We start from the raw sequence: 12,211 nt of genomic DNA on the forward strand, positions 1-12,211 counted from the left end.
ATGATCATGCGCCCCGGCCAGCAGTTGCTGCTGCCTGCCAACCCGGTGTTCATTGGTGTCAGCCTGGTGCTGGCCTTGCTGTTCAACATGGCCGAAAACATCGGCCTGTGGGGCCGTGCGCCCTGGGTGCCCGACCTGCTGGCCGTGCTGCTGGTGTTCTGGAGCGTGCACCAGCCGCAGCGCGTGGCCATCGGCACCGCCTTTGTGTTTGGCCTGCTGATGGATGTGCACCAGGTCAGCCTGCTGGGCCAACATGCGCTGTCGTACTCGGTGCTGAGTTTTCTGGCCATTGCCATGCACCGCCGCCTGCTGTGGTTCACTGTGCCTTCGCAGGCCATGCAGGTGCTGCCGTTGTTTGTGGCGGCCCACCTGGTGGAATTTGTCCTGCGCATGCTGGGCGGCGGCACCTTCCCCGGCTGGTCGCTGCTGCTGGCTCCGCTGCTGGAAGCCGTGCTGTGGCCGCTGGTCAGTATCTTGTTGTTGGCCCCGCAACGTATGGCCCCTGACCCCGACAAAACCCGCCCGTTGTGACCGAACTTAAAGATGTAGGCGCCGAGATCTACCGTTTTCGGCTGCGGCTGGTGGCCGCCGGGGTGGTGGTGGTGCTGGCGTTTGGCGGGGTGCTGGCGCGGCTGTCGTACCTGCAGATCACGCGCCATGACGACCTGCTGGAGCAGGCCGAAAACAACCGCACGGCGATCGTGCCCGTGGTGCCCAACCGGGGCCTGATCCTCGACCGCAACGGCGTGGTGCTGGCCAGCAACTACTCGGCCTACACGCTGGAGATCACGCCCAGCAAGGTGGGCGATCTGGAGCAGACCATCGACGCGCTGGCCCAGGTGGTGGACATTCAGCTGCGCGACCGCAAACGGTTTAAAAAACTGGCCGAAGAGTCGCGCAACTTCGAGTCGCTGCCCATCCGCACCCGCTTGACCGACGTGGAAGTGGCCCGCTTCGCCGCCCAGCGCTACCGCTTTCCCGGCGTGGATATCAAGGCCCGGCTGTTCCGCAACTACCCGTTTGGCGAACTGGCCAGCCACGTGATCGGCTACATCGGCCGCATCAACCAGGCCGAAAAAGCCCGTATCGACGACTCGGACGACGAAGACAACTACAAGGGCACCGAATACATCGGCAAGCTGGGCGTAGAGCAAAGCTACGAAACCCAATTGCATGGTCTGACCGGGGTGGAAGAAATTGAAACCTCGGCTGGGGGCCGCGCGGTGCGCAAGCTGGCCAGCAACCCCGCCACGCCCGGCAACACCGTGGTCATGTCCATCGACATCAAGCTGCAAAAGCTGGTCGAAGACCTGTACGGCGACCGCCGCGGTGCGCTGGTGGCGCTGGACCCGAAAACCGGCGAGGTGCTGGCGTTTGTCAGCAAACCCACCTTTGACCCGAACCTGTTTGTCGAAGGCATTGATGCCGAAAGCTGGGCCGCGCTGAACGGTTCGCCCGACAAGCCGTTGCTCAACCGCGCCCTGCGCGGCACCTACCCGCCTGGCTCCACCTACAAGCCCTTCATGGCCTTGGCTGCGCTGGAAACCGGCAAACGCACGCCGCAGCAAAGCATTTTCGACCCCGGCTACTTCATGCTGGCAGGCCACCGCTTCCGCGACGACAAGGAAGGCGGCCACGGCACGGTGGACATGTACAAATCCATCGTTGAATCCTGCGACACCTATTACTACATGCTGGCCAACGACATGGGCGTGGACCTGATCCACGACGAGATCAGCAAGTTTGGCTTTGGCTCGCTCACCGGCATCGATATCCACGGCGAAGTGCGCGGCATTCTGCCGTCCACCGACTGGAAGCGCCGCGCCTACAAGCGCCCCGAGCAGCAAAAGTGGTACGCCGGGGAAACCATTTCGCTGGGCATTGGCCAGGGCTACAACAACTTCACCATGCTGCAACTGGCCGAGGCCACCGCCGTCATCGCCAACGACGGCGTGAAGATGAAGCCCCACCTGGTGCAGGAGGTGGTGGATGTGGTCACCCGCAAAGTGCAAAAGACCCTGGCCGAGATCAAGGCCGAATCCATCGCCAAACCGGCCAACATCGACATCATCAAAAAAGCCATGGTCGGCGTGAACATCGCCGGTACCGGAGCCACCGCCTTCCGGGGTGCGGGCTACGTGGCGGCGGGCAAGACCGGCACCGCCCAGGTGGTGACCATTGCCCAGGGCGAAAAGTACAACGCCAAAGTGGCCGAACGCTACCGCGACCACGGCCTGTACATCGCCTTCGCCCCGGCCGACAACCCACAAATTGCCCTGGCCATGGTGGTGGAAAACGCCGGTTGGGGTGGTGCCACCGCGGCCCCCATCGCCCGCCGGGTGTTCGACTATTGGCTGCTGCACCAGTACCCCAACGAGCTTGACATGGCCGGTGTACGCCAGGGTCTGGCCCAGGCTCCGATTGGCACGCCGCTAGCGGTGGCCGATGTGCCGGGCCTGCCGGGTAACCCCGCGCTGCCTGCATCGGCAGCGGCCTCGGCGGCCGCCAAACCGGTGTCGGCCGCCAGCGCGGCCAAGCCGGTGCTGCCCGCATCGGCGATGGTGGTGCCAGCCGCCAGCCGCCGTTAACGGTAAAAATACAAGAGAAAAGTGCTTCTAGCGTAGGTGAGATATACGCTATTAGCTATAAATTAAGTAGCAATGGCGAAGAGTGGCTATTTCCAGGGCTTACTGGATGAAAGCGCTGTAGCCGGTTTTCAGAATCAGCGCGCTCACCACCACAATGAAGACGATGCGCACGAACCCCGTGCCGTGCTTCAGCGCCATGCGTGAACCCAGCACGCTGCCCAGCACGTTGGCGATGGCCATGGGCAGCACAAAGTGCCACCAGATGTGGCCGGTGGAGACAAACAAGATCAGTGCCGCCAGGTTGGTAGCGGTGTTGAGCAGCTTGGCCGAGGCCGAGGCGTGCAAAAAGTCGTAGCCCAGCCAGCGCACCATCAAAAACACAAAGAAGCTGCCCGTGCCGGGGCCAAAAAAGCCGTCATAAAAGCCGATGGTCAGGCCAATCGCGCTGGCGATCAGCGCCTCTTGCGTGCCGCTGAAGCGCGGCGCGTGCACGGCACCCAGCTCTTTTTTTGCCAGGGTGTAGACCAGCACCGCCAGCAGAATCACCGGCAGCAGCTTGCGCAAAAAGTCGCTGGGCACCACCGTCACCAGCCAGGCCCCGAACATCGCCCCGGCAAAGCCTGCGGCGGCGGCCGGTAGCAGGCTTTGCCAGCGCAACTGCACCCGGCGGCTGTACTGCCAGGTGGCAAAGCCCGTGCCCCAGATGGAGGCCCCTTTGTTGACCCCGAACAGCGTGGCCGGGTGGGCGTTAGGAAAGGTGGCAAACAACGCTGGCACCAAAATCAAACCGCCGCCGCCCACAATCGCATCGACAAAACCAGCCAGCAGCGAGGCCAGCGAGACAAAAATAAGTTCCATGCGAAGATTGTCCCATCCAAAGCGCTATGGGTTTAGGAGCTGTCACCGAAGGCAGCATATGCGCCAGCGGCCTAAAAAGCATAAACCCAAGGCAACGACACCCCTTCCAGAGATACCGTGGAACCGGCTTTGCCGGACCACTGGTGCCGCTCCCTGCAAGGGGGGTGGCGTAGCGAAGCGCAGCCTGGGGGTGAGCCACAAAAAGAAAAAGCGCCGGGGTGAAGCGGCGCTTTTCAAAAACATCTCGTAGCGGATGTCTAAATAAATTTGTTGATCATTCTGCTGTGTGTCTCCCCGGACCCTCGCTGGGAGAAGCGCTGGGCCCCTCTGCAAGTTGAGGAGACTGTATACGGATGTGTCACCAAAAGTATTAGGACTTACCCTTTCTGGTGCGCGTTGTGTCAGTGGGCTACTTGGCGGTGCGCCAGCATTTGCTCTTCGGCCATGAAGTCGCTGTAGGTGAAGTCGGCGTGGCCGATGTCGACCTCGTCGTGTTCGTCCTTCAGGGACTGGGTCAGCAGTTTGCGCAGCACCATCAGGCTGCCGGGGTCGAGGGCTTTTTCGGTCTCGGCCAGGGCGTTCTGCAGATCGACGCTGCCCATGTGGGCCTTGTGCGGGTTCAGGGTTTCGATGCCACGCGTGAGGCGCTGGGCCAGTTGCCGGGTGGCGATGAAGCGGCTGGCGGCAAATGCGGGGTGCACCCGGCTCAGCACCAGTTGCAGGCCGCCGAGCAAAATCTGCAGCTCCAGCAGCTTGGGGTTGTCGGTCACCCGGGGCAGCATCAGCTCGGCATTCCAGGGCGATTCTTGGCGCAGGTCGGGTGTATTCATAGCGCCAAAGTTTATAGATTGCTATGGTTTTGAATCACCGCAAAGCGGCATAAACGCCCGGCAATTGCGGGCTTCGCTAGGCCGCCCGGAGTTCCTTGGGATGTTCGAGCCGGCGCACCACTTCCTTGACCACGGCCAGCATCACCGCACGGTCGGGGTGGGGGTGGTCGGCAAAGTGCTGGGTGGTGCTGCCCGCCTGCACCCAGGCACCGGCAGCGTCCGTCCCAAAGTGCAGCGCGATGCGGTGGGCCGTCAGCAGCGGGCCGCAGGCGCTCCAGCTGCGGCTCCACTGCGGCAGCTTGGTGCGCCCCTCCCACAGCGTGCCCGCGGTTTCATAGCATTCCTCGATCTGGTGGTGGCCCAGCAGATGGGCCAGTTGCCGCTCTTTGGCAACGCAACTGCGAAAGTACTCTTCGTCGGTCATGCGCATGGTGGGCTCCTGGTCGTGGTGAAAACACTATAGGCCTACGGACTGGGAATGTCAGGCGGGGCATCCAGTACCTGCAAGGCATGTGCATAGCCGCGCTGCACGATGTTTTCCAGCCGCCGCCACTGCAGCATGCCGACCCGGTGCAGGGGCGGGTTGAAGTACAGGTCGCACTGCTGCTGGGCACTGTGCTGGCGCGACATGCTGTAGAGAATGGTCACCGTCTGCAGGTAGCTGGGCAGCGACGGCAGGCGGTAGCGGCGCTGGGCCAGCGGGCGCAGGCGGTCGCGCAGCAAGGCCCAGCTGCCCGGCATGTCGTCAAAGTCCACCCGCACCGGGGTGCGCACATTCAGGTCCACACCGATGACCCGGCCCACGCCGCGCATGCTGCGCACCACGTCCACCGGGAAGTTGTTGAAGCTGCCGCCGTCGCACAGCAGGTCGCCGCCGTGCGCCACCGGGGGCAGCGCGCCGGGGATAGAGGTACTGGCCAGCAGCGCGTGGGCCAGGTTGCCGTGCTGCAGGCGCTGTTCGCTGGCGGTAGAGAAATTGGTGGCCACGCAGAAGAAATTTTTCCACAAATCTTCGATGTCGGCATCAAAGCCCACCAGTTCTTCCACCGCGGTGCGCAGGATGCGTTTCAGGCGCAGGCCCTTGATCAGCGACAGCACCGGAAACAGGTTGAAGTCGCCGGTGGGGTTGGTGGCAAAGGCGCGGCGGGCGTTGGCCATCACCGTGTCCAGCGGCTGGTCCGACGCGGCATACGTTGCCATCACCGCGCCGATGCTGGTGCCGCCCACCCAGTCCACCTCGATGCCGCGCTCGTGCAGGGCGCGCAGCACGCCCAGGTGCGCCAGGCCGCGTGCGCCGCCACCCGCCAACACCAGGCCCACGGCGGTGCGGCTCTGGATGCGGGCCAGCCGGGCCATGTCGCGGGACAAATCGGGGCGGATGTGGATGTGCCCGGCCACGGGGCGGCGCGCCAGCCAGAGCGCGGTGCCGCGCGGCGAGGGCTGGTCGGCAGGGTGCAGCAGCACCAGGATGTCGGCAATCACTGTCAGCGGCGGGCGGTTACTTAAAAATTGCACCTCGCTAGGGTGCAGCACCGGCGGCTGGGTGGCGTCGGCCAGCAGCAGCAGCTCGTCGCAGTGGCGGCAGCAGCGCTGCGTCCAGGGTGTGGGCGTGGCATCGGCCAGCAGCAGCACAAAGTCGTGCTCGGCCTCGATCTGGTCCAGCAGCATGGCGATGCGGCGCTGGGTTTCCTTGTCGGTGTTGTCGCTGGGGCCCAGGCCCAGTTGCTCCAGCCGCTGGTCGATGTCGTGGCGGCTGACCACGCACACCCGGCCCAGGGGCTTGAGCTGGGTGGCCAGCCGGGCGGCAAAGTCGGGCAGGTCGATGCCGGTGGTGATGGGCAGCAGGCCCATGGTGACCAGTTTGTCGGCGGGGGTAGCCTGTTTGCGGTCTTTGAGCTTGTGGATGATTTGCGTGGTGAAGGCCATTGACACCTGGGTGCTGCAGGCCAGCAGGCGCTGGAAGGCCGGGCGGTCCAGCCGGGCCAACACTGCATCGCGCACGGCCACCACGGTGGCGGCGCGTGGCTCGCCGGTGTACAGGCTCATTTCACCCACCACCTGGCCGCGCACGATGTCGCCCACCCGTTGCGGGCCACCGCCCTCGGCCTGCACAAAGGCGCGGAGTCGGCCGCTGACCACCAGGTACATCGCGTCGCCTGCCTCGCCCTGGGTCAGCAGGGTGTCACCGCCGCTGATCTCCAGCCATTTCAGGCTGTGCCGCAGCAGTTCCATGGCCGCGGGCTCCAGCGCGCCAAAGAAGGCTTGGAGGTGGCGCACCAGCAGGGCATCTTGGGATTTCTGGCGGGAGTGGAAGCTTGGCATGGCTATATTTTTTAAATGAAATCGGCACTTTGCGTAGATTGCACTAGCGCAAGTAGCTATTGTTTTAATAGTGACAGGGCTTGTACTATCAGCCCCCATGACTTCCCCTGCTTCCCCCTCGGCTTCGCCACGTTTTGTTACAGGCCCATTGTTCCGGCATGTGGCGGTGATGTCCACCACCTCGGCCATCGGCTTGGTGGCGGTGTTCATCGTGGATCTGATCAACCTGTTCTACATCTCCCAGCTGGGCCAGCAGTCGATTGCGGCGGCGGTGGGGTTTGCGGGGGTGGTGGGCTTCTTCCATGCCTCGCTGTGCATCGGGTTGACCATCGGCATCACCGCGGTGGTAGCGCGCACGGTGGGTGCGGGCCGTGCGGTGGATGCCAAGCGCCTGGCCACCTCCAGCCTGCTGCTGATGGTGCTGCTGGCTGCACTGATCGGCAGCGGCACTGCGCCGTTTTTGCGCCCGCTGCTAGAGGCCCTGGGCGCCACCGGCGAGACCGAGCGCCTGGCCGTGCGCTACCTCAGCGTCACCGTGCATTCGCTGCCGCTGCTGGGCATCGGCATGGCTTGCTCGGCGCTGATGCGCTCGGTGGGCGACGCGCGCGGAGCCATGGCAGTGACGCTGGGGGCCGCGGTGGTAACCGCCGTGCTGGACCCGATTTTGATTTTCGGCCTGCACATGGGGCTGGACGGCGCGGCGGCCACGTCGGTGGTGTCGCGCAGCATTCTGGCGGCGGTGGGCCTGCGCGGCGTGCTGCGCCATGGTCTGCTGGGGCGCTGGGACCGGGCCGCCCTAGGCAGCGATGCCAAGCTGCTGGCGGGCGTGGCCGGCCCGGCGGTGTTGACCAACCTGGCCACCCCCATCAGCGCCGCGTTTGTGACCCATTCCATCGCCCAGTTTGGCGCGTCCGCCGTGGCCGGGCAGGCCATCATCGACCGCGTGACCCCGGTGGCGTTCGGGCTGATTTACGCGTTGAGCGGCGCGGTCGGCCCCATCCTGGCGCAAAACCTGGGTGCGGGCCATTTCGACCGGGTGCGCCAGGGCCTGCGTGACAGCCTGCTGTTCATGGTGATCGCCGTGGGCACCGCCTGGCTGCTGCTGGCGCTGGGGCAGAACGCGCTGGTCTGGGCCTTCAGCGCGCACGGCGACGCGGCGCACCTGATCCACATGTTCTGCTCCTGGCTGGCGGCCAGCTTCTTTTTTGCCGGGGCGCTGTTTGTGGCCAATGCCGCCTTCAACAACCTGGGCAAGCCGCTGTGGTCCACCGGCTTCAACTGGGCCCGCGCCACCCTGGGCACCATCCCGTTCGCCTGGTGGGGAGCGCAGTTTGGCCCGGTGGGCGTGCTGGCCGGGGCGGCCATCGGCACGGCGATTTTTGGCACGCTGGCGATGGTGGTGGCGTTCCGGCTGGTGGGGCGGATGGGGCCGCGCGCCTAGCTGTCGCTACGGCTCTGATCGACCCACACCAGCTGGTCCACCGCCAGCCCTAGCTGCTGCGCCTTGGCCAGCAACTGGGCGCGGATCTCGGCAGGCAACTGCTTGTCGCGCGCCAGAATCCACACGTAGCTGCGGTCGGCCCCCACCACCATCGCCCAGCGGTAGGCCGGGTCCAGCGCCACCACGTGGTAGCCACCGTAAAACGGGCCGAAGAACGACACCTTGAGGGATGCGGTACGCGGGTCGCCGGTGAACTTGGCTATGCCCTCGGCTTCTTTCCAGGTGTTCTTCTCGCGGCTGAAGCCCCGGTTGATAACCTGCACGCTGCCGTCCGGCTGCAGCGTGTAGCGGGCGCTCACATTGTCCAGCCCACGTTCAAACGAATGGTCCAGCCGGGCAATCTCAAACCACTTACCCGCATAGCGCGTGGCATCGAAGGGCGTCACCGCCGTGATGCCCTCGGGCAGCGAGGTGGAGCAGCCGCCCAGGGCGAGCAGCAGAGCGCACAGGCTGGCGCGACGGATGTGGGAGACGGCGTGGGTCATGGTGTGGTCAGGCAGTACTTAGTGCCCAAGAGTACAACTTTTGGCCAGCACGACAGCGGGTTGCTGTTATGGCTCATAGAAAGATAGAAGTAGCTCACCATAAGTTCGCTATCTAGAAATACTTCCTCACAAATAGACCGTAAAAATCTATTTCAAGAAACATTCAGTTTCTCTGTAAATTCAATTTGGGTCCTACGTCACAAATTTTCTGACGGCGTGTAGAAGATGATTCCATCTGAACACGCGGGCCATTTTGCAGCCAGCGGTTGGTTGGGAGTCCTGCTTTTGCCGCTATTTCGCCCCGAGGTCCAGCAAGCCCAGTCCGCCCAATGGCTGGGCGTGGTGCGTATCAGCCACCCCATCCGCTACACGGTGGTGGCGGGTGTGGCGCTGGTTCTGGGCGGGCTGCTGGTGGCCTTTGCTGCATGGGGTAGCGTGACCCGCAAAGTACGGGTGACGGGCGTGCTGGTGCCCACGGGCGGCAGCTTGAACATCAGTGCGCCCCAGAGCGGCGTGATCGCCGAACGCCGGGTGGCCGAGGGCCAAACCATTGCCGCCGGAGCCGTGCTGCTAGTGCTCAATACCGAGCGGCAAAGCGTGCAAGGCTCCGGTGTGGGCAACACCAGTGCCCAGGTGGCCGAGCAAATTACCGCCCGCCAGCACAGCCTGGACCAGGAGCGCAGCCTGCGCCAGCTACTGGCCCAGCAGCGCAGCCAGGTGCTCACCGACCTCATCCGCACACTGGATGCCCAGTTGCGCCAGGCCGCCAACGAAATCATCCTGCTGGAACGCCGTGTCGCCCTCAGCCAGACCAGTGTGCAGCGCTACCAGCAGTTGGCCGCAGAGGGCTTTATGTCCGACATCCAGGTGCAAGGCAAGCTGGAGGACCAGCTTGATGCCCGTGGCCGTTTGCAGTCGCTGGAGCGCACCCGTTTGGCCTTGCAGCAAGACCGCCAAACCCTGGCCGGTGAGCAGCAAACCCTGAAAGCCCAGCTGGATACCGACGAGGCGCAGCTGGCCCGCAGCCAGTCCAGTCTGCGCCAGGAAGCCAGCGAAAACGCCGCCCGCCAAACCGCCGTACTGACCGCCCCCAGTGCGCCTGGTACCCGCTACCGCGTAACCGCCCTGAACCTGCAACCCGGCCAAGCTGTGCAAGCAGGTCAAACCGTGGCAACCCTGGTGCCCGAGCAAATAAGTGCTGACACGCCCAGCGTGGAAGCCCAGCTCTACGCCCCTAGCCGCACCGCCGGTTTTGTGCAGGCAGGCCAGTCGGTCTACCTGCGCTACGCCGCCTACCCCTACCAAAAGTTTGGCCTGCACACCGGGCGCATCACCTCGGTATCCGCCACCCCGTTTGCCGCCAACGAGTTGCCGCCCAACCTGTCCCAGCAACTCATGGCCCAGGCGGGCAGCACCGAGGCGCTGCACCGCATCCGGGTGCAACTAGATGAACAAACCATCCAAAGCCATGGAAAGGTCGTGGTTTTAAAGGCTGGCTTGACCTTAGACGGTGACGTGCTGCAAGAACGGCGAAAAGTATGGGAGTGGGTACTGGAGCCGTTATTGACAACGCGAACACAACTCAGCTTACTGAATACGCCGCCAAAACAGCCTTGATGAATGGCCGACAACTGTAAATATTAGAAATATAAAAACCCTGTTAAATGAGATTTAATATTTAAATGGACAAAATATTGTTTGTATGGGAGCTTGGTGATAATTTTGGACATCTTTCTAGGAATATACCAATAGCTAAAGCTTTGAGGAGTGTTGGATATGATATCAATTTTGTTTGTAGAAATTTGCGTATTTCTGCGCAATTACTTCAAAAAAATTTATTTGGTTATTTTCAAGCTCCATTATCTTTATATTTTAATAATCCGAATCTTCCGGAGACGGCAAGTTATGGAGAGATGCTATTTAGATTGGGGTACGCAGATGTTGGAAATTTACTTGGAGTACTCGAAGGCTGGATAAATTTACCCTACGTGCTAAATCCAAAAGTAATTATTCTTGATTATGCGCCGATTGCGTTGTTGGCTGCCCGTATTACAAAAATACCGGTTGTTGCCATTGGAGCCGGATTTGAAATGCCTCCTTTTGTCACACCATCTCCGTGGAGAATTACCGACCAAAATGTAGATGAAGATCGCATATTTAAAGCAGAATCTTGTGTATTGAATACATTTAATTCAATTTTATCTATGATCAAGCAGGAACCATTAAATTGCTTGGCCGACCTTTATAAGAATATCCCTATTGCTCTTACAACATTTTCGGAATTAGAGCATTACTCCGCAATTGGATTTCCCCGGGATGAATTGCCACATATCGGTCATATTGAATTTGATATATCTGGATCAAAATTTTTCGACTGGCCTGTCAATATACAAAATTTTCCAAACACTCGGCCAAAAATATTTGTTTATCTCAGAAATTTTGTAAAAGGAATTAACAATATTTTAATTGCCTTGTCTGAATTAAATGCAGATATTTTGTGTTTTATTCCTAATATTACAGATGAACAAAATGAAATGAAAAACGATAGATTCTTTATTTCCAATGAAAGTCAAGTGCTTTCAGCATTGCTTCCAAATTTGGATTTGGTCGTAAATTACGCTGGTGCCGGAACAGTTGCGAATACTTTGCTTGCGGGAGTTCCAATGTTGTTGGTTCCTCATTACAGTGAACAAAAATCAACTGCGAGCCAAGTGAGCAAGATGGGGGCAGGTATTTGGTTAGATGAATCAAGTACTAGAGCTGATTTTATTAAAAATTTAAATTCAGTACTTGAGGATATTTCTTATCAAAATAATGCGCGAAAATTTCAACGGAAATATTGTGATTTTTCTCAAGAGAAGGCAGTGAATTTTGTTGTGAAAATGATTTCAGAAGTATCTAAATAAAATTAAATTATATGAATACAGAAAATAATATTCGACCAACTGATTGTATTCATATGAACAATCTTTCGGAAATTGTTGGAGGACATGCATTTGCAGTATTTGATTTAAAAATTTTAAGTCATGTAACAAAAGAGTTGGAAAAAATATTTATTGAATTAGAAAAAAATTGCCGGAAATATATGGCTTACCAGACAAAAATTCTCCGTACAAAGGACTCACTTGGTATTTTCAGTTTGTCAATATTATAATTTTTCCATATCCAGAGTTTCGCTTGTTAAGATCACACATACTACATTGCGTAAACATGTATTGCAAAGAATTTAATATAAGTAAATCTCTTGGTTTTTTTAAAACATGGGGTAATATTTATAGAAAAGGAAGTGGAATTCTTCCGCATAATCACAAGAATGGTATTGTTTCGGGTGTTCTATATATTTCTGGCCCATTTTTAAAGGAAACCGGGGACACAAGCTACCTTTTTCCTAAAAATAGAAACCAATCAATACAGGTTACTCGTCCTTTTGTTAGTGGTAATTTAGTGCTTCATTCATCGAAGATTTTTCATTATATGCCACCATATGAAGCTGAAGCGAATAGAATTTCTTTAGCAATTGACTTTTCAGAAAATGAAATAAATTCACTTTACCTACCATTTTTAAAATTATGCGAAGAAAATATCACTTGATTAAATAGCAGGATTTTGTTTATCTATTTGAATATT

The 12,211-nt window shown here is 59.0% G+C and carries 12 protein-coding genes; 7 read left to right on the plus strand and 5 right to left on the minus strand.

Annotation, left to right across the window (positions count from 1 at the left end; genetic code table 11):
• On the plus strand, positions 1-531 hold the full coding sequence (mreD, locus tag Q0T48_RS04200; protein WP_295952845.1) for a rod shape-determining protein MreD: 531 nt from the start codon (positions 1-3) through the stop codon (positions 529-531).
• A complete protein-coding gene (mrdA, locus tag Q0T48_RS04205; RefSeq protein WP_295952847.1) occupies positions 528-2,588 on the plus strand; it encodes a penicillin-binding protein 2 in 2,061 nt (686 codons plus the stop codon). Before mreD ends, mrdA begins: the two co-directional genes overlap by 4 nt.
• Positions 2,589-2,687: 99 nt before the next feature.
• Here the strand turns inward: mrdA and Q0T48_RS04210 are convergent, their stop codons facing one another.
• The 4 genes from Q0T48_RS04210 to Q0T48_RS04225 form a co-directional block, all read right to left on the minus strand.
• Positions 2,688-3,446, minus strand: a complete 759-nt coding sequence (locus tag Q0T48_RS04210) for a TSUP family transporter (protein ID WP_295952850.1) — start codon at positions 3,444-3,446, stop codon at positions 2,688-2,690.
• A gap of 401 nt (positions 3,447-3,847) precedes the next feature.
• Complete coding sequence (locus Q0T48_RS04215) at positions 3,848-4,276, minus strand: hypothetical protein (RefSeq protein WP_295952853.1); 429 nt, start codon at positions 4,274-4,276, stop codon at positions 3,848-3,850.
• Between the two features lie 76 nt (positions 4,277-4,352).
• Complete coding sequence (locus Q0T48_RS04220) at positions 4,353-4,706, minus strand: aminoacyl-tRNA synthetase (RefSeq protein WP_295952856.1); 354 nt, start codon at positions 4,704-4,706, stop codon at positions 4,353-4,355.
• 35 nt (positions 4,707-4,741) lie between these two features.
• Positions 4,742-6,598 carry a patatin-like phospholipase family protein gene (locus Q0T48_RS04225; protein ID WP_295952860.1) on the minus strand — a complete coding sequence of 619 codons (1,857 nt, stop codon included), beginning with the start codon at positions 6,596-6,598 and terminating at the stop codon, positions 4,742-4,744.
• Positions 6,599-6,695: 97 nt separating this feature from the next.
• Here Q0T48_RS04225 and Q0T48_RS04230 point away from each other — a divergent pair, with 97 nt between their 5' ends.
• The gene (locus Q0T48_RS04230) at positions 6,696-8,039 is read left to right on the plus strand and encodes an MATE family efflux transporter (protein WP_295952863.1); all 1,344 of its coding nucleotides are present in this window, start codon (positions 6,696-6,698) and stop codon (positions 8,037-8,039) included.
• Here the strand turns inward: Q0T48_RS04230 and Q0T48_RS04235 are convergent.
• Entirely contained in the window at positions 8,036-8,584 is a 549-nt protein-coding gene (locus Q0T48_RS04235) for a lipocalin family protein (protein WP_295952866.1), read from the minus strand. The two genes, Q0T48_RS04230 and Q0T48_RS04235, sit on opposite strands and share 4 nt — an antisense overlap.
• A 285-nt stretch (positions 8,585-8,869) precedes the next feature.
• Between Q0T48_RS04235 and Q0T48_RS04240 the strand changes: the two genes are divergently transcribed.
• The 4 genes from Q0T48_RS04240 to Q0T48_RS04255 all read left to right on the plus strand — a co-directional run bounded on the left by Q0T48_RS04240 (position 8,870) and on the right by Q0T48_RS04255 (position 12,175).
• Positions 8,870-10,201, plus strand: a complete 1,332-nt coding sequence (locus Q0T48_RS04240) for an HlyD family efflux transporter periplasmic adaptor subunit (RefSeq protein WP_295952868.1) — start codon at positions 8,870-8,872, stop codon at positions 10,199-10,201.
• A 65-nt stretch (positions 10,202-10,266) separates the two neighbouring features.
• Entirely contained in the window at positions 10,267-11,490 is a 1,224-nt protein-coding gene (locus tag Q0T48_RS04245; protein WP_295952871.1) for a nucleotide disphospho-sugar-binding domain-containing protein, read from the plus strand.
• Positions 11,491-11,501: 11 nt separating this feature from the next.
• The gene (locus tag Q0T48_RS04250; protein WP_295952874.1) at positions 11,502-11,738 is read left to right on the plus strand and encodes a hypothetical protein; all 237 of its coding nucleotides are present in this window, start codon (positions 11,502-11,504) and stop codon (positions 11,736-11,738) included.
• A gap of 56 nt (positions 11,739-11,794) precedes the next feature.
• The gene (locus tag Q0T48_RS04255; RefSeq protein ID WP_295952877.1) at positions 11,795-12,175 is read left to right on the plus strand and encodes a putative 2OG-Fe(II) oxygenase; all 381 of its coding nucleotides are present in this window, start codon (positions 11,795-11,797) and stop codon (positions 12,173-12,175) included.
• The last annotated feature ends 36 nt before the right edge of the window (positions 12,176-12,211 follow it).

The organism is Rhodoferax sp., from assembly GCF_025354435.1.
GTDB lineage: Bacteria > Pseudomonadota > Gammaproteobacteria > Burkholderiales > Burkholderiaceae_C > Rhodoferax_B.